The 17,227-nt window shown below is 60.6% G+C and carries 18 protein-coding genes; 11 read left to right on the top strand and 7 right to left on the bottom strand.

Features of this window, described 5'->3' with window-relative positions:
- Nucleotides 1–171 precede the first annotated feature (171 nt).
- On the top strand, nucleotides 172–1,434 hold the full coding sequence (locus tag DQ393_RS19465; protein ID WP_112343375.1) for a serine hydrolase domain-containing protein: 1,263 nt from the start codon (nucleotides 172–174) through the stop codon (nucleotides 1,432–1,434).
- A 159-nt stretch (nucleotides 1,435–1,593) separates the two neighbouring features.
- Nucleotides 1,594–2,511 (top strand): PhzF family phenazine biosynthesis protein, encoded by a 918-nt coding sequence (locus tag DQ393_RS19460; RefSeq protein ID WP_112343374.1) that lies wholly within the window; start codon nucleotides 1,594–1,596, stop codon nucleotides 2,509–2,511.
- Between the two features lie 47 nt (nucleotides 2,512–2,558).
- Here DQ393_RS19460 and DQ393_RS19455 read toward each other — a convergent pair whose 3' ends face one another.
- On the bottom strand, nucleotides 2,559–2,792 hold the full coding sequence (locus tag DQ393_RS19455; RefSeq protein ID WP_112343373.1) for a hypothetical protein: 234 nt from the start codon (nucleotides 2,790–2,792) through the stop codon (nucleotides 2,559–2,561).
- Nucleotides 2,793–2,946: 154 nt separating this feature from the next.
- On the opposite strand from DQ393_RS19455, the gene DQ393_RS19450 reads away from it, so the two are divergent.
- The 4 genes from DQ393_RS19450 (at nucleotide 2,947) to DQ393_RS19435 (ending at nucleotide 7,559) form a co-directional block, all read left to right on the top strand.
- Complete coding sequence (locus DQ393_RS19450; RefSeq protein ID WP_112343372.1) at nucleotides 2,947–4,221, top strand: MFS transporter; 1,275 nt, start codon at nucleotides 2,947–2,949, stop codon at nucleotides 4,219–4,221.
- A gap of 28 nt (nucleotides 4,222–4,249) precedes the next feature.
- Nucleotides 4,250–4,441 (top strand): DUF1192 domain-containing protein, encoded by a 192-nt coding sequence (locus DQ393_RS19445; RefSeq protein WP_112343371.1) that lies wholly within the window; start codon nucleotides 4,250–4,252, stop codon nucleotides 4,439–4,441.
- Between the two features lie 385 nt (nucleotides 4,442–4,826).
- On the top strand, nucleotides 4,827–5,342 hold the full coding sequence (locus tag DQ393_RS19440; RefSeq protein WP_112343370.1) for a DUF1465 family protein: 516 nt from the start codon (nucleotides 4,827–4,829) through the stop codon (nucleotides 5,340–5,342).
- Between the two features lie 279 nt (nucleotides 5,343–5,621).
- A complete protein-coding gene (locus DQ393_RS19435) occupies nucleotides 5,622–7,559 on the top strand; it encodes an elongation factor G (RefSeq protein WP_112343369.1) in 1,938 nt (645 codons plus the stop codon).
- 75 nt (nucleotides 7,560–7,634) lie between these two features.
- Here the strand turns inward: DQ393_RS19435 and rpmE are convergent, their stop codons facing one another.
- Nucleotides 7,635–7,856, bottom strand: coding sequence for a 50S ribosomal protein L31 (gene rpmE / locus DQ393_RS19430; RefSeq protein WP_034503571.1), 222 nt, complete (start codon nucleotides 7,854–7,856; stop codon nucleotides 7,635–7,637).
- Nucleotides 7,857–8,030: 174 nt separating this feature from the next.
- On the opposite strand from rpmE, the gene DQ393_RS19425 reads away from it, so the two are divergent.
- The 5 genes from DQ393_RS19425 to DQ393_RS19405 all read left to right on the top strand — a co-directional run bounded on the left by DQ393_RS19425 (nucleotide 8,031) and on the right by DQ393_RS19405 (nucleotide 11,988).
- Nucleotides 8,031–9,851, top strand: coding sequence for an ABC transporter transmembrane domain-containing protein (locus DQ393_RS19425; RefSeq protein ID WP_112343368.1), 1,821 nt, complete (start codon nucleotides 8,031–8,033; stop codon nucleotides 9,849–9,851).
- A 109-nt stretch (nucleotides 9,852–9,960) separates the two neighbouring features.
- Nucleotides 9,961–10,149: a YegP family protein gene (locus DQ393_RS19420; protein WP_015341032.1), complete on the top strand. Its 189-nt coding sequence runs from the start codon at nucleotides 9,961–9,963 to the stop codon at nucleotides 10,147–10,149.
- A gap of 53 nt (nucleotides 10,150–10,202) precedes the next feature.
- Nucleotides 10,203–10,412, top strand: a complete 210-nt coding sequence (locus DQ393_RS19415; protein ID WP_112343367.1) for a hypothetical protein — start codon at nucleotides 10,203–10,205, stop codon at nucleotides 10,410–10,412.
- Nucleotides 10,397–10,735 (top strand): YciI family protein, encoded by a 339-nt coding sequence (locus DQ393_RS19410; protein WP_112343366.1) that lies wholly within the window; start codon nucleotides 10,397–10,399, stop codon nucleotides 10,733–10,735. The genes DQ393_RS19415 and DQ393_RS19410 overlap by 16 nt, the downstream gene beginning before the upstream one ends.
- 5 nt (nucleotides 10,736–10,740) lie before the next feature.
- On the top strand, nucleotides 10,741–11,988 hold the full coding sequence (locus DQ393_RS19405; protein WP_112343365.1) for an RNA polymerase sigma factor: 1,248 nt from the start codon (nucleotides 10,741–10,743) through the stop codon (nucleotides 11,986–11,988).
- A 4-nt stretch (nucleotides 11,989–11,992) separates the two neighbouring features.
- Here the strand turns inward: DQ393_RS19405 and DQ393_RS19400 are convergent, their stop codons facing one another.
- The 5 genes from DQ393_RS19400 to DQ393_RS19380 form a co-directional block, all read right to left on the bottom strand.
- Nucleotides 11,993–13,024 carry a peptidoglycan -binding protein gene (locus DQ393_RS19400; protein WP_112343364.1) on the bottom strand — a complete coding sequence of 344 codons (1,032 nt, stop codon included), beginning with the start codon at nucleotides 13,022–13,024 and terminating at the stop codon, nucleotides 11,993–11,995.
- A 3-nt stretch (nucleotides 13,025–13,027) separates the two neighbouring features.
- On the bottom strand, nucleotides 13,028–14,071 hold the full coding sequence (locus tag DQ393_RS19395; protein WP_112343363.1) for a flagellar motor protein MotA: 1,044 nt from the start codon (nucleotides 14,069–14,071) through the stop codon (nucleotides 13,028–13,030).
- A 135-nt stretch (nucleotides 14,072–14,206) separates the two neighbouring features.
- Nucleotides 14,207–15,007: an inositol monophosphatase family protein gene (locus DQ393_RS19390; RefSeq protein ID WP_112343362.1), complete on the bottom strand. Its 801-nt coding sequence runs from the start codon at nucleotides 15,005–15,007 to the stop codon at nucleotides 14,207–14,209.
- Between the two features lie 194 nt (nucleotides 15,008–15,201).
- Entirely contained in the window at nucleotides 15,202–16,422 is a 1,221-nt protein-coding gene (locus DQ393_RS19385; protein ID WP_112343361.1) for a tetratricopeptide repeat protein, read from the bottom strand.
- Between the two features lie 9 nt (nucleotides 16,423–16,431).
- The gene (locus DQ393_RS19380; RefSeq protein ID WP_112343426.1) at nucleotides 16,432–17,085 is read right to left on the bottom strand and encodes a thiamine phosphate synthase; all 654 of its coding nucleotides are present in this window, start codon (nucleotides 17,083–17,085) and stop codon (nucleotides 16,432–16,434) included.
- Nucleotides 17,086–17,227: the final 142 nt, after the last annotated feature.

The following is a 17,227-nucleotide window of genomic DNA, read 5'->3' as shown; positions in this document are numbered from 1 at the left end:
TTTCGAGGAATATCCAGCCGGACGTTCAGAACAGAGCAAGTCACATCTGTCCCAATGACAAGAATAGGCTTGCCGTGATATCGGAAAACAAACCATGTCAAATGGATGTTACGAAAACGCGGCACTGGTTGTCCCACTTGTAATAAACGGGCCAAATAGAGGGGTTGCCATATGCTTGCTTGGCGCAGCTTTGTTGCTGTTCTTGCTGTAGTATTAGTTGCACAAATAAACATTTCTCGCGCCCAGCAATTTCAGTCGGCTGTTCCCGTCTTCTCACCGACCGGGCCAGACGCAGAGGCCTACGGCGAGAAACTCGGCTATCCCGTCGGTCTGCCGCTGAGCGAACAAAAGAACATGATCGGCAACTTCAGTCACGCCGATCAGCTCGCACCAACGCACACGATCGCAGCCGCCGAGCACCCGTTGCCATTGCTTCGAGCCCCTTCCGAACTTTCAATCAAGTTCACCTTCGGCACCGAAACCGCTTCGTTGTCGAAGTATCTGGACACCAATCCCACCACGGGATTGCTGATTGCACACGACGACACGATCCTGTTCGAACATTATCAATACGGCCGCAACGATCACGACCGCTTCGTTTCGCAATCCCTGGCGAAGACGTTGACAGGCATGATGATCGGGATTGCGATTTCCGAGGGCGCCATTCATTCGATCGACGATACGGTCGAGACCTATGTGCCGGAGCTGAAAGGCACGGAGATGGGCGCCACGCCGATCCGCGCATTGCTGCGCATGGCCTCCGGCATTGCCTTCACCGAGAACTTCGGCAACCCCGACGACAATATTCATCTCAGCAATTCACTGCTTGGCCCGGAAAAGCTCGACCCCATTACAGCCATATCCCGCTTCAACAAGCGGGTCGCGCCTCCCGATACGGTCTGGCACTACAGCAATCTCGATACGGAGGGACTGAGCCTCGTCCTCACCCACGCCACTCATATGAGCATGGCGGACTATCTGCAGACCCGCATCTGGCAGCCGATGGGTGCGGAAGCCAGCGCGAACTGGCAGGTCGATAGAACAGGCCAGGAAGTCGGCTACTGCTGCTTCAGCGCGACACTTCGCGACTACGCCCGCTTTGGGCTGCTGCTCGCGCATGACGGCGCCTTGAACGGCCGGCAGATCATACCCCGCCAGTGGCTGCTCGATGCGACGCAGCCGGTCAAGCAGGGCTCGTTCCTCGCAGTCAATCATGAGACGAACCCATGGGGCTACGGCTATCAAACCTGGCTGATGCCTGGCCCGCGCCGAACGTTCTTTCTGGACGGCCGAGCCGGCCAGCGCATCCTCGTCGATCCGGCAACGCATCTGGTACTCGTTCACACGGCAGTACGTGCGAAGCCCGGCGATGTCGGCAGTGCCGAGCTCGTCGAACTTTGGTCCAGCGTGCTCAAACAGTTCCAGAGCAATTAAAGCAATCGCCAGCGCGTGATGGGGCCTTAAAGCTGATACGGAAGCCAGACCTTCGATGGTGACCGCTGGTGAAGTTGTCACCGGCACAAGTTCCCACTTCCAGCACCAGCCGGCCAGCGGCTAAATCCTCACAGATCTACCGAAGCTCTGGGGGCTGCCATGAACACCGTTGCCTATGTTACCGTCGACGTCTTCACATCGGAGCGTTTCGTCGGCAATCCGCTGGCCGTCATCCCCGATGCCCGTGGCCTCAGCAGCGAGGCCATGCAGAAGATCGCAGCCGAGTTCGGTTATTCAGAAACGACCTTCGTGCTGCCACCCGAAAAGTCCGATCACACTGCGCGCGTTCGCATCTTCACCCCGACGGCTGAGATTCCCTTTGCCGGCCACCCGAATGTAGGCACCGCCTTCGTTCTCGGCCAGCAGCAGGGGATCTTCGGAAAGCCCACAGGTGACAGGCTGACCTTCGAGGAGGATGCCGGCCTGGTGGAGGTGACGCTATTGCGCACCGATGGCGCCGTTACAAGCACAAGCATACGCGCGCCGGCGAGCCTGACGATCGGCGAAACGATTGCCGATGACTTGATTGCGCGTTGCGTCCAGATCGATCCGCGATCGATCCGTAAAACCACGCATGCCCCGACCTTCGCCTCAGTTGGCCTGCCCTTTGCCTTTGCCGAACTGGACAGTCTCGAGGCGCTTGGAAAGGCAAGGCCGAACGCGGCTGTATTTGCCGAAGCGGCCGCGCGGCACAAAGAAGACAAGACCGGCTTCTCGCTCTTTCTCTACCTGCGCTCAGCTGAAAATCCGTGGCAAATCCGCGCCCGCATGTTTGCGCCGCTCGACAATGTGACGGAGGACCCAGCGACCGGCAGCGCCTCCGCCGCCCTCGGCGCCTACCTCACCTCACTGCTGCCGGCCCGGGATGCGGACGTGAAGATCACCATCGAGCAGGGCGTGGAGATGGGAAGACGCAGCCTCATCGGCGTCGAGGTCAAGAAAACTGCCGGCACGGTAAATGAAGTCTTGCTGTCCGGCAGCAGCGTCCACGTCATGCGCGGCGAGGTCCTGCTTTAGGCTGCCACGAGCGGCCCGCCGAAAGCCCGAATCCCGCCCTGCAACGCCTAAAATACTTCATTGATGACCAACGCCACTGTCCAGATGGCAAAGGCGAAGATCGCGATCTTCCAGAAATCAGCCCTGCGCTTCAGTCCCGGCAGCCCCAGCGGCTTGATGATGTGCACCGCCATGGCGAGCAGAAGCAGCACCGCTATGGCTTTTGTCACGCTCTTTTTCCCCATTTTCGCAAGAGTGAGAGCCGCCGCGACCAAAAACCGCTGCATAGCTTTCGCGTTCATGCTGTAATCGCCACAGGACGGACATCTTTCCGCGCCAACAGACTGTTTCTACAGGCCGATAGCGGCAATCCGGGACACAATCAATACTGAAAACAGGCAGGGCGGGATCCTGTCTTATCGGTTCCTTAAGCGGAGCCGCACGAAGGTGGGGAGCATGAAAAGAAATATTTTGCCCGTACTCGCTCTGCTGTTCGGCACGCTCTTCCTCTTCACGGGAAACGGCCTGCACAGCCTGCTGCTGCCCGTACGCGGCACCGCCGAAGGCTATGCGACCACGACGCTCGGTCTGCTCGGTACGACCTGGGCCACCGGCTTCGTGCTCGGCTGCCTGACTGCGCCGAAGCTGGTCAGGCGCATCGGCCATGTTCGCGCCTTTTCGGGCTTCATCTCCGTTATCGCCATCATCGCCTTGTTGACCGGCATTATCGTCGACCCGATCTGGTGGGTGGCGCTGCGCGCCGTCACCGGCTTCTGCACCGCCGGCACCTCGATGATCATCGAAAGCTGGCTCAATGAGCGCGCCACCAATGAGAGCCGCGGCGCGATCTTCTCGCTCTATATCGGCATCACCCTCATCGGCGCCGTTGCCGGCCAGATGATGGTGCCCTTTGCCGACATCCACACGCCCATCCTCTTCATGATGTGCGGCATCTGCTATTGCGTCGCCATGCTGCCGACGACGCTGTCGACCGCCGCCTCCCCGCAGCCGCTCAAGGCCGTCAGCCTCGACCTGAAGGCGCTCTACCGCAATTCGCCCGTCGCCTCGATTGGCATCCTCCTCGTCGGCATCGCCAACGGCGCCTATGGTACGCTCGGCGCCGTCTTCGGCGCCAATGCCGGCCTTTCCCAAAGCGATATCGCGCTGATGATGAGCTTGACCATCTTTGCGGGCGCCGTCATGCAGCTGCCGGCAGGTCGCCTTTCCGACCGGATCGACCGACGCTATGTGCTGGCGGGCATGGCCGCCGTTGCCGCACTCGACGGCCTGCTGCTCTTCCTGGTGCAGCCCGGCAGTCCCGCCTTCCTGATCGGCATGGTGGTAATCTATGGCTCGGTGGCCAACACCCTCTATCCGATCGCGGTTGCCCACGCCAACGACTTCGCCGCACCGGAAGATTTCGTCAAGGTTTCCGGTGGCCTGCTGCTGCTTTACGGCATCGGCACCATCATCGGCCCGACGCTCGGCGGACCGGTCATGTCCGCCATCGGCCCCTATGCGCTGTTCTTCGTGACAGCCATCGCTCATGTGCTGATCACGGCCTATTCGATCTTCCGCAGCCGTATGCGCGCCGCCAAGCCCGCGGGCGATCGCGACGCCTATACGACCATGCCTTCAGCCAATGCGCAGATGATCACGCCCGAGAGCATGGCGCTCGCGCGGAGCGAGACTTCAAAAAAGGACGATATAACTGTAAATTACGGCACCTGATCCCCCAAAAGGGAAAGGAGGAGCCGAAATGAGCTTGTTCGATGATGATCGTCCGCAACAGCCGTCAGCCCATGAAATCGGCAGCGATCTATCGCTGCTATCGGTGGACGAGCTGAAAAACCGCATAGCATTGCTTGAGGGCGAGATCGCCCGGCTGCAAGAGGAAATCGAAACCAAGGCATCCGGACGAAAGGCGGCGGAGAGCCTCTTCCGTTTCTGAAGCCCTTGTTCCAGGCGCGTGGCGACAGCATGAAATCCGTACGGCCGAGCCCGGAATCAATACATGCTCAACCGAATATTAAGCTTTACGACATATTACTATGATCATCCAGATTCGCTCTGGACTCAGACAGTTCCTCCACTTGGCGAATTGGTCTGATTTTTCTCCCTGTTTTACCTTGAGAGCCGCTTTTGCGGCTCTTCTTTTTTCATCTTGTAACACCGCTTCCATCGAAACTGTGGAGATTAACCCTTTCTTAAGAATCGCCTTGCGGATTTCAGTTAAAACCAGCATCCTAAAGTCATAAAAGCGGATGCCGAAAGCTCTTAGGGACTTGACCGGCTTTTCCTGAACAAAAGTGTTGCGTGAAGCAGGGATTTATTCGATGTCGGAACTTGGGTTGAACACGATCAGCTTTGCTGGCCATGCCGCATCGTCGGCGCAGTTCAGGGCACTTTATTCTGAAGGCATGTCGCTGGTCGAGGAAACCGCAGGCTATCTCGACGGCCAGGGCCGCGCCGCCTCCAAGGTTCTGCCGCGCATGGCGTCCGTGCTCTATGCCGCCGAATCCATGCGGCTGACCACCCGCCTCATGCAGATGGCCTCCTGGCTGCTGCTGCAGCGCGCCGTCAACAATGGCGAAATGTCACGCGACCAGGTGCTGGCCGAAAAGAACAAGGTTCGTCTCGACGGCTTCAATGTCGACCGCAGCGCTCCGGGCTGGAACGATCTGCCGGAAGCTTTCCGCGATCTGGTCGAGCGTTCGCTGCGCCTGCAGAACCGCGTCGCCCTGCTCGACCGCGAGATCTATCGCCCGACCGAGACTGCGATGGTTCCCGATAACCAGAACAGCGTCAAAGCACAGCTGACCCTGCTGCAGACTGCCTTCGGCGGCAACTGAGCTACTCAAACTGTCGGTTATGAGTTTGAACCGGTCGCGCCTGGCGCGGCCGGTTTCGTTTTGGCGGCCATTCCACACTCGGAAAAGCCACACGCAAAGTTAAGCCCAAAGTAGAAACCGGGCAAAGGTTGACGGATTCCGCGAAACATCTGTAAAAAGAAGTGCCAGTCTTTCTCATACGAAAGGCTGGCAAGCCGATATCGATGTGCGTGGAGGACCCAATGCGCCGGCTCACTTCTCACGAAAATCAAATCCGAAATTCTGAGAAGATGATGGACTATGCGCACATTGAATCTGGGCATTCTCGCCCATGTAGACGCAGGCAAGACTAGCCTTACGGAGCGACTCCTTTTCGACACCGGCATAATCGACAAACCCGGCAGCGTCGATGCCGGCAATACGCAGACCGACAGTCTCGAACTCGAAAGACAACGCGGCATCACCATTGCCGCGGCGGTGGTTTCCTTTGCCATCGGCGATGTGACGGTGAACCTCATCGACACACCAGGCCATCCGGACTTCATCGCCGAGATCGAACGGATCCTACAATTGCTCGATGCGGCCGTGGTCGTCGTTTCGGCGGTGGAGGGCGTGCAGCCGCAGACGCGCGTGCTCGTCCGCGCATTGCGGCGCCTCGGCATCCCCTTCCTGTTCTTCATCAACAAGATCGATCGCCTCGGCGCGCGTTACGATGACGTTCTCAAGGATCTTGCGACCCAGCTGGCGGTTCGCCCGGTTACGATGTCGGATGTCGGCAATGGCGGCGGCAGGCTCGCTGTCGTGGAAGCCGCAGATATTGGAAGCGATCCTCATTTCTCGCACCTATGCGAGGCGCTTACAGTCAACGACGACGCCATGCTGGCCGATTACGTGCTTCATCCGGAGCGCCTGACGAGACAAAGGCTGGAGCGCGCCCTCGTCGATCAGGTGGCAAAATCTTTGATTCACCCGGCATTTGCCGGTGCGGCGACACGGGGCCTTGGCACCCCCACCCTGATCTCGGCAATCGAAACCTTGCTTCCGAGCCGGCGTCCGAATCCTGATGGTCCGGTTTCCGGAACGATCTTCAAGATCGAACGCGGATGGGGCGGCGAGAAGCTCGCCTATCTCTATCTGGCATCAGGCACGATCAACCTTCGAGATGACATCGAAACTTCTCGCGGCCCGGCAAAGGTCAGCAGCCTTCAGCTTTTCAGGAGCGGCCGAGCCGACAAGGTCACGCAGATCAGCGCGGGGCAGATCGCCAAGGTTGGCGGGCTCGCGAATGCCCGCATCGGCGACTGGATCGGCACCGAGACGTCACTTGGAAGCCTTCGCCACTTTGCGCCGCCTACTTTGGAAACACGCGTCCGCCCGATGCGCCCCTCCGAAACCGCGGCGCTCTGGCTCGCCCTTGGCCAACTCGCGGAACAGGATCCGCTCATCAACCTGCGCTCCAACGAGGAAACCGGCGAAATATACGTTTCGCTCTATGGCGAGGTGCAGAAAGAGGTCATCCAGGCGACGCTCTCGAACGAGTTCGGCCTGGACATCGCCTTCGAGGAAAGCACCGTCATCTATGTCGAAAGGCCGGTCGGAACGGGGAGCGCGGTTGAGCATATATTCAGGGAACCCAATCCGTTTCTCGCAACCGTCGGATTGCGCGTCGAGCCACGGCCGGAAGGCACCGGCAACAGCTTTGCCCTGGAAGTGGACGTCGGCCAGATGCCGGCAAGCTTCTACCGGGCCGTCGAGGAAGCCACGTTCGAAACATTGAAAGAAGGATTTTTCGGATGGCAAGTCATCGATTGCCACGTCGCCATGACGACGGCGCGTCAAAGCTCGCCGGCCACGACGGCGGTGGACTTCCGCAAGCTGACGCCGCTGGTGCTGGCTTCGGCGCTTTCGTCCGCGCGCACGATCCTGTGCGAGCCCATCGAGCATTTTCATATCGAGATACCAGCGACGGCGCTGACCGGCGCGCATAGTCTGCTGGCAAAATCCGGGGCATCGGTGAAAAAATCGTTGATCGACGGTGGGCTGGCACGGCTGGAAGGCATCGTGGCATCATCCATGATCCAAGCCATTCAAAGGCAGTTGCCGGGATTGTCGGGCGGAGCGGGTGTCCTGGATCACGCCTTCGATCATTATGCACCGCTATCGGGTCCGCACCGCGTTCGGGAGCGCTCAGCAACAAACCCGTTCGACCGCGCAGATTACCTGCGGCGTGTGCGATGAGGGTGCGAAGCTCTGTATCAACGCAAAAAAGCCCGGCAAAACCGGGCTCTTTTCAAACAGCACATCGCAGAGCGATTAGATGCCGAGACCGCCGAAGCGCTTGTTGAACTTCGAAACGCGGCCGGCACGGTCCATCATCTGCTGGTTACCGCCGGTCCAAGCCGGATGGGACTTGCTGTCGATTTCGAGGTTCATGACAGCGCCTTCAGAACCCCAGGTCGAGCGGGTTTCATATTCGGTGCCGTCGGTCATGACTACCTTGATCGTGTGGTAGTCGGGATGAATGTTGGCCTTCATAACAATCTTCCTGTCATGCCAGGGTCCATTTGTCGCAAGGCATTGCGGCAACCGAACCGATTGAATAAATGAAGCCGCAGTCCGTTAAAGGCCACGGCTTCCAATTAAGATGGCGTGCCTATACATGAAGGCAGCGGCGATAACAAGGGGCGAAACGTCGAGTCCCTTGCTGATATGGGGATTGGAGACGACTTGTCAGAGACTGGCCCGGCAGAGGAAAAGAAAAACAGTACAATCCGTCCCCTTGGACGACTGGCGCCATACCTCAGGCGATATCGCGGCATGGTGGCCGGAGCGCTTGTTTCGCTCGTCCTTGCAGCCGTCACCTCGCTCGCTCTGCCGGTCGCCGTGCGCCGCATGATCGACCACGGCTTCGATCAGGCCGATCGTGGACTGATCGACAGCTATTTCATTGCGATCCTGGGCATGGCCCTTGTGCTCGCCGCGGCGAGCGCGCTGCGCTATTATTTCGTCATCTCCATCGGCGAGCGCATCGTCTCCGACATGCGCCGCGAGGTCTTCGACCACGTCACGCGACTGTCGCCCTCCTTCTTCGATGTCAACCAGTCGGGCGAGATCGTCTCGCGCCTGACGGCCGATACGACTCAGATCAAGTCCGCGGTCGGCGCTACCGCCTCCGTGGCGCTACGCAACCTCATCCTCTGTCTCGGCGCCGTGATCATGATGATCGTCACCAGCCCGAAGCTCTCCAGCATCGTCCTGATCGCCATCCCGATCATCGTCCTGCCGCTGGTCAGTTTCGGCCGTTCCGTGCGCAAGCGCTCGCGTACCGCGCAGGAGACACTGGCGCAGGCATCCGCCTATGCCAACGAGACCATCGCAGCCAACCGCACCATACAGGCCTATAATGGCGAGATCGCTGCCTCGCGGCGCTATGGCAGCGCGGTCGAGGATGCCTATCAGGCGGCACGCGCGGCGATCAGATCCCGTTCGCTGCTGACGGGCTTCGCCATTGCCATGGTTTTCGGCAGCATCGTCGCCGTTCTCTGGGTCGGGGCGCAGAACGTGCTCGCCGGCACGATGTCGGCGGGTACGCTCGGCCAGTTCCTCCTCTATTCCGTCATCGCTGGTTCCTCGCTGGGCTCGCTGTCGGAAGTCTGGGGCGAGCTGTCCCAGGCCGCAGGTGCTGCCGATCGCCTGGGCGAGCTCCTTGCAGAGGTATCGCCGATCGCAGCTCCGGCCAATCCCCTCCCCTTGCCGCAGCCGCCCCAGGGCCGCGTGGATTTTTCCGACGTCCACTTCTCCTACCCGTCGCGACCGAACAGATCGGCGCTGCATGGGCTCTCCTTCTCCGTGAAGCCGGGAGAGACGGTCGCGATCGTCGGCGCGTCCGGAGCCGGCAAGAGCACGATCTTTTCGCTGCTGCTGCGCTTTTATGATCCGCAGAAGGGCGGTGTTGCCATAGATGGCATCGACGCTCGGGATGTTTTGCCGGACGCCTTGCGCGAGCGCATCGCCATCGTGCCGCAAGAGACGACGATCTTTGCAGCCTCCATCCATGACAACATCGCTTTCGGCCGCCCGGATGCCTCTCGCGAGGAAGTGCGCGCCGCCGCCATCGCCGCACAGGCCGACGAATTCGTCTCGCGTCTGGAACAGGGCTACGACACGCAAGTCGGCGAGCGCGGCGTGACGCTTTCAGGCGGCCAGCGGCAACGCATCGCCATTGCCCGCGCCATCCTGAAGAATGCGCCGATCCTGCTGCTCGACGAGGCGACGTCCGCCCTTGATGCGGAAAGCGAAACCCTGGTGCAAAAGGCCCTGGAAGGCCTCATGGAAACACGCACCACCCTCGTCATCGCCCATCGCCTGGCAACCGTGCTGAAGGCCGACCGCATTCTGGTGCTGGATCAGGGCCGTATCGTCGAGGAAGGCACGCATCAGAGCCTGATCCGCCACGGCGGCATCTATGCCAAGCTTGCGCGCCTGCAGTTCGATGCCGGCATAGAGCAACACATGCTTGCCACAGAATAGTGTGTGCGGTGCTCTATTGCCGAAAATACAACCATATGGAAATAACTTTGAAGTTGAGCTAGATTTTCCGCGTTATCCCGCGCTGATGCGATTCTAGGAGACGTGCACCATGTATAAATTTGAAGTCTACAAGGACAAGGCCGGCGAGTTTCGCTTCCGCTTCAAAGCCTCGAACGGCGAAACCATGTTCGGTTCCGAAGGCTACAAGGCGAAGGCTTCGGCCCTGCATGCCATCGAATCGATCAAGGCGCATGTCGGCGGCGCCGTCATCGACGACCAGACGACCGCAACCGCCTAAGATTTCGCGTCAGCATCCGTTGTAACGCCATTTCCGGCCGGCTGCCCTTGGGCATGCCGGCCGTTTTGATTTCGGCCATCAATTTCAAAAAAATCTTTCAGCGAGTGTCGAACTCGGCCGGTCTTGCGGCTCATTATATCGAAGCGGCAGGAAGCCGTTTTGCCAGCGGTGTTGTATATTCCGGCATTCAGCTTTCCGGTGTGCGCCGTCCGGCCATCGTCAAAACTGCAAATGGGAGACTTATCTCATGCAATATGCTTTGATCATCCGTGAATCAGCCGAGGATTTTGGGCGTCGCGCCGATCCGACCTACAAGAACGGCTGGATCGCCTACACACAGGCGCTGATCCAGGCCGGCATCATGACCGGAGGCGCGGGATTGACTGCGCCGGAGACGGCAACGGTCGTCCGTCGCCAGGGCGAGGATCATGAGGTAAAGGACGGTCCCTTCCCTGACGGCAAGGAACAGCTTGGCGGCTTCTACCTGATCGATGTGCCGGATCTCGATGCTGCGCTGGAATGGGCGCTACGCGTACCGATCTCCCAGCAAGGTTCGGTCGAGATACGGCCGCGATTGCAGGTTTAGCCATCATGGCATCGGATGCCCGACGCGCTGCCGAGCAAGCGGCGCGTCAATCCTACGGCAAGCTGGTTGCTTTTCTCGCCGCGCGCTTCCGTGACGTGCCGGCGGCCGAGGATGCTTTGTCCGATGCGATCGCAGCAGCGCTGAGCACCTGGCCGGAACGCGGCATCCCCGACAATCCGGAAGCCTGGCTGCTGGTTGCAGCCAAGCGTAACCTCCTTCGCGGGGTCAGGCACGAGAACGTCAAGGCCGGAGCGCGCGACAGGATCATGATGGCCTTCGAAGAAGCGGAGGAACGCATGAATGCCGACAATTCCACCTTTCCGGACGAGCGTTTGAAGCTCCTCTTCGTCTGCGCCCATCCGGCTTTGGATCGCTCGGCCCACACCCCACTGATGCTGCAATCCGTGCTGGCCGTCGATGCCGCGACCATAGCCAAGGCCTTCCTCGTTTCGCCGCAAGCCATGAGCCAACGGCTGGTGCGGGCAAAAATCAAGATCCGCGACGCACATATTCCCTTTATCGTTCCGGAACGGTCCGTCTTGCCGGACCGATTGGAAAGCGTGCTCTCGGCGATATATGCCGCCTATGGCCTCGGCTGGGATGGGGTCGACGGAGAGATCGGCAAGCAAAGATCTCTAGCGGATGAAGCCATCTGGCTCGGCCGTACTTTGCTCGCGACACTGCCCCAGGAGCCGGAGGCGGCAGGCTTGTTGTCGCTGATGCTCTACAGCCAATCCCGTCGTGGAGCCCGGCGCGATGCGACTGGACGGTATGTTCCTCTCGACCAACAGGACATGGCCCTGTGGGATGCCGAAATGATTCTGGAAGCCGATAATCTGTTGCGAAAGGCTGGTGCATTCGGGCGGTTCGGTCCGTTCCAGTGCCAGGCTGCGATCCAGTCCGTGCATGCCGACCGGCGACGCTCCGGCGCGACCGACTGGGCGGCTCTGGCCAAGCTCTATGAAGCGCTCGTGATCATGACGCCGACGGCTGGCGCGCGCGTCAGCCACGCGGCCGTGACCGGCAAAGTGGAAGGTCCGGCAGCGGGCTTGGCTCTGCTTGACCGGATAGCCGAGCGCGACATTGTCAACTATCAGCCCTATTGGGCCGTGCGCGCCCACTTGCTGACCGAGGCCGGAGATACGGAAAGCGCCTCCCACGCGTATCGCACCGCGATCGGCCTCAGTGACAGCGAAGCCGTGCGACAGTTCCTGCAGGCACGCCTCGATAAGATCGCGTCGCCCGAGCAATGACCAATTATTTTTCGGTCAGCTTCAGTTCGATGCGGCGGTTGGTAGCGCGAGCATCCGGCGTGTCGCCCGGTGCGATCGGTTGGAATTCGCCGAAACCGGCCGCAACAAGCCTGTCAGCGGGGACGCCCTGCGAGATCAGGAACTTGACGACAGCGATGGCGCGCGCCGACGAGAGAGCCCAGTTGTCCGGATAGCGGCCACTGCCCGAAAGCGGCACATTGTCGGTATGGCCATCGACACGCAGCACCCAATTGATCTCGGGCGGAATTTCCTTGGAAAGGTCGATGAGAGCTGCCGCAAGCTTGGTCATTTCCGTCTGGCCGGCCGGATTGAGATCGGCCGAGCCCGATGGGAACAGCACTTCCGACTGGAATACGAAACGGTCGCCGACGATGCGGATGTTATCGCGGTCGGAGAGGATTTCGCGCAGGCGGCCGAAGAAATCCGAACGGTAGCGGTTCAGCTCCTGTACGCGCTGCGCCAGCGCCACATTCAGCCGCCGGCCAAGATCGGCGATCTTCACCTGCGACGACTGATCCTTGGTCTCAGAAGCCTGGAGTGCGGCTTCTACGGCCGCGATCTGGCTGCGCAGTGCGGCAATCTGCTGATTGAGGAGATCGACCTGGGTGAGAGCCCGCGCACTCACCTGCTTCTGCTCGTCGAGCTGCTGCGTCAGCGTTCCGGCCCGCTGTTCGGCGGCCTGGCTGCTGCCGGAACCCGCGGCAAGCAGAGACTGCAGACGCGAGCGTTCGCTTTCCGCCGATGACAGCGACGCCTGGAGGTTGGCAACTGTATCCTCCAGATCCTGCTTGCCGTTCTTTTCGAGTGCCAGCTGCTCCACAAGATCGTTGATGCGGCTGTTGAGGCGGTTGAGGACCTCGTCACGCCCGGAAATTTCGCGACTGAGGATGAATTGGCCGACGACGAACACCGTCAGCAGGAACATGATGGCCATCAGCAGCGTGGAGAGCGCATCAACGAAGCCTGGCCAATAGTCGACGCTTCTCTGGTGGCGTCGGTTGCGGGCGAGCGCCATGGCTTACTTGCTCCCGGTCTTCTCGGTGTGGCCGATGCGGTCGGCGAGCCTATCGAGCGTGCGGCGCATCGATTTCGCCTCTTCCTGCTGCGCCTCGATCCAGTCACGCAGCATCTGCTGTTCGTTGCGCATGTTCTTGACCAGGCCCTGAATGCCTTCGGCGAGGTTGGCCATGGCGGTCACCGAGCGCTGGCCGCCGCCTTCCTCTGCGATCTTGCGCAGATAATCCGACAGCGCCCGCACATCCTCCGAAGAGGCGCCGGCTGCGCCTTCGATGACCGGGGCAATATCCGAGCCGACATCGGTAACCGACGACAGCCAGTTTTCGAGCTCCGTGTAGAATCGGTTCTGCGCACGGCCGGCCTGCAGGTCGAGGAAGCCGAGGATCAGCGAGCCGGAAAGGCCGAGCAGCGACGACGAGAAGGCCGTGCCCATGCCGACCAGCGGGCCGGAAAGCCCGGTCTTCAGGGCGCTCAGAATATCGCCGGTGTCGCCGGTGCCGGCATCGAGGCCCTGGATGACGTCGTTGATCGAACCGATGGTGCCGATCAGACCCCAGAAGGTGCCGAGCAGACCCAGAAAGACCAAGAGGCCGATGAGATAGCGCGACGTATCGCGCGATTCGTCGAGGCGCGTGGCGATCGAATCGAGAATGGAGCGCAGCGTCGCGGTGGAGAGCTGCATCGCGCGGCGGTTGCCGAGCAGCGCCCGCATCGGCGCGAGAAGCCGTGGATTGCGGCCGACCTTGTCCGCATTGCCGACAGCACGGAAATGGTTGAACCAGCGAACCTCCGGCCTCAGCATCAGCACGTGATTGAAGACCAGCAGGATGCCGACGGCCAGAACGCCGAGGATCAGGCCGTTGAGCCCGGGATTGTGCAGGAAGGCGACCTGGGCCTGACGGAAAAGGATGGCCACGATGAAACCGACGATGATCAGAAAAAGAACCATCGTCCAGAAGAAGGCCATCGGGCTTGAGAGCTTGTAGGTGTAATTGCCCGATACGTTGTCGGTCGATCCGAGATCCGACAGATTCACATTTTCCATCACACGCTCCGCCACCGTATCTTCCGCAGGCGGAGACTAGAGCAACATTGTGCCGAATTGAAGAGACGGAAAGCACAAAACAGCCCGTTGGCAACAGACTGTTTTGTCATTCGAAAAAGCGAATGGGGGAATGGCTTACTTCGTCGGGATCGGACGCTTAACCACTTCGGCGAGCGCCTTCTGGATGTGCTCATTGCCGCAGATGATCGAACTCGTGCCGAGCATGTCGTTGCCGCCGTGGAAATCCGAGACGAAACCGCCGGCTTCGCGGATCAGCAGAATGCCGGCCGCGATATCCCAGGGTGAAAGACCGGTTTCCCAGAAACCGTCGAAACGACCGGCCGCCACATAGGCGAGATCGAGCGATGCGGAGCCGAGGCGGCGCACACCGGCGACTTCGCCCATGACATGGCGCAGCTCCACCAGGAACTTGCCTTGATTGCCGCGGCCGAGATGCGGAACGCCGCAGCCGATGACGCTGTCCGACAGCACGCGGCGCGAAGCGACGCGCAGACGACGGTCATTGAGGAATGCGCCGCCGCCGCGTTCGGTTGTATAGAGCTCGTCGGTCGCCGGATTGAAGATGACGCCGGCAACGATCTCGTCATTGCGCTCAAGCGCGATCGAAACGGCGAACATCGGAATACCGTGCAGGAAGTTGGTGGTGCCGTCGAGCGGATCGACGATCCAGCGATGAGCGCCGTCCGTGCCCTTGACCTCTTCGCTTTCCTCGCCGAGGAAACCATAGGTGGGGCGGGCCTTCATCAGCTCGTCACGGATGATCTTCTGTGCCTTCAGATCCGCCTGGCTGACGAAATCGCCCGGTCCCTTCACCGAAACCTGCAGGTTCTGCACTTCGCCGAAATCGCGGCTGAGCGACTTGCCTGCCTTGAGGGCAGCCTGAACCATGACATTGAGAAGAGCAGAACGGGCCATCGGGTTTCCTTGGATAATGCAGAAAGCGCTGACCGGGCGGCTCGAAAGCAGGCCCCGACGGAGCGGGAGCGTCAGCGGAAATAAAGATTGGCGGCCTCAAGACCATAAAATCGGGAGAATTTCAAGTGGCGAGGCTATGGCACGCGCACACTGACATCACATCAGGCCCGTCACGCTGGTTTCAACTCCGGCTGCTACCGCGCGCGACGATACTTGTTCGCGGCATCGATGGCCGCTTTCTGCTGATAGTCCTCGATGCCCTGATAGAAATCCTCGAGCTCTGCATCCTTCAGACCGGCGCGGCGGGAAATGACATACCAGGTGGCCGCCGCCACCGGATCCTGCTTCGTGCCGATGGCGTTGATATAAAGATGCGCCAGCTTGTTTTGCGCAACGACGTTGCCGCGATAGGCGGCGACCCGCATCCAATTGAAGCCGTTTTCGAGATCCTGCTTGCCACCGATGCCGTTGATCAGCCAGAGACCCATGTCGAGCTGCGCGGTGTCGAAGCCTGAATTGGCGGCACGCGACAGCCACTCCCGCGCGCGGGCCTTCTTCTCCGGTGGCAGGTCGGGAAGGTTGAGATAGAGCTGCGAGACGGCATATTGCGCATCGGCAATGCCCTGCTCGGCGGATTTTTCATAATAGGGAAGCGCCATCTGCAGGCCCTTCGCGCCGGGATTTTCGGCCGTCAGCATCTGCGCCACGTTGAATTCGGCCGAAGGCTGCCCGGCTTCGGCAGCCTTCCTCATCCATTCATCCGCCTTCTTCTGATCGCGGGGCACGTCGCGGCCTTCCATCAGGATCAGCGCGTATTTGAACATGGAGGTGGCATCGCCGCCTTCGGCGGCCTTGCTGTACCAGAAAGCAGCGTCCTTGGTGTCGCGCTTGACGCCCAATCCCTGCGACATCAGCTCGGCAATAAGGGTCTGCGCGGCCGGATCGCCGAGCTGCGCCCGCGGCAGAGCCCGCTGGAAGGCGGTCAGATAGTAGCCGCGCTGGAAGGCGCCATAGGCATCGTCGACCTTGCCCTTGAAGGGCTTTTCCGGCGGCAGGGCAGGCAGATTGGCACCCATGCGCTCGAACACCCCGACACCTTCCGAGGGCTTCATGTCGCCCTCGGCCTTCGGCTCGCTGCCCGGCTGGATCTTCTCGGTCTTGAAGGTGCCGGCATCGGCACCCAGCGGCCGCGTCACGACGCTTTCGTTGGCTGCCGGTGCATCCGGCACGGAGGAAGCGTCATCGGCCTGAACCTTGTCATCAGGCCGCGCGCCCTTCTCCGCCGGCGCCTTGACGCCCGGCAACGACGTGGCGCCACTCTCCGATTGCGCTGCAGCCAGCAGTGGAAATATCGTCAGCCCGGCCGTGAGCGCGACAAGAAAAGGTCTATGGCGGAATCGAGGCTTTGACGACATGAACCGCTATCAATCCTCAAACCGTGGCGCTTTTTCGTCCAGAAGCGCGTTCACTTCGGCAACGATGGACGGAGCCGCCGCAGGGTCGGCAAAAACCGCCTTATGCAGCGCGACGAACTCGGCACCCGTCAGGGCTACGTCCAGCGCCGACTTCGGATCGGTGCCGCCCATGACGATGCAGGGAATCTCGATCATGGAGGCCCACCATTCGCCGAGCGCCAGGTTTTTCGGATGCGCCTCCGGCTTGATGTCGCCGTCCAGCTTGCCGAAGAAGATGTAGTCCGGTCTGAGCTCACCAATCTCCAGCGCGTTATGCCTGTCGGCCGCGTTGCCGCCGCCAACGATCAGCTTCGGCACGAATTTTTCGACGGCTTCGGTAAGTTCGGCAATATTGCCGGCAATATGCAGCCCGTCAGCCTTGGCCCGGCCGGCTACGCGGCTGTCGCCGGCAATGAGCGCCGCAGCACCCGCCGCCTGCACCACCGGCACCAGCCTTTCCGCATGTTTCTGGAAAGTGCCGTCATCCAGCCCGTATTGGGGAATGATCACCGAGGCGACATCCCCGCCCCTCAGCGCATCGGCCACGACCTTCACCTGCTGCTCGATATCGGCAATGTCGGGAACGATGAGAACGAGGCGGCAACGATCTTCGGGCACGGTCATGCGAGCTTCCATGGTTTCGGCTTCCATCGTCAGCGATGGCGCACCGGTTCGATAGTCGTGAGTAAATCCGTTAGCTCTCTCTGACAAGGGGCAGCGGCTGAAACGGCGATCTGTGGCGTAAATCCGGGACATTCTCGGCGCA

The sequence above is a fragment of the Martinezella tropici genome, from assembly GCF_003287875.1.
GTDB classification, from domain to species: Bacteria; Pseudomonadota; Alphaproteobacteria; order Rhizobiales; family Rhizobiaceae; genus Rhizobium; species Rhizobium tropici_C.
The sequence above is the reverse complement of the archived record's forward strand: the minus strand, read 5'-3'. Positions and strand labels throughout refer to the sequence as shown.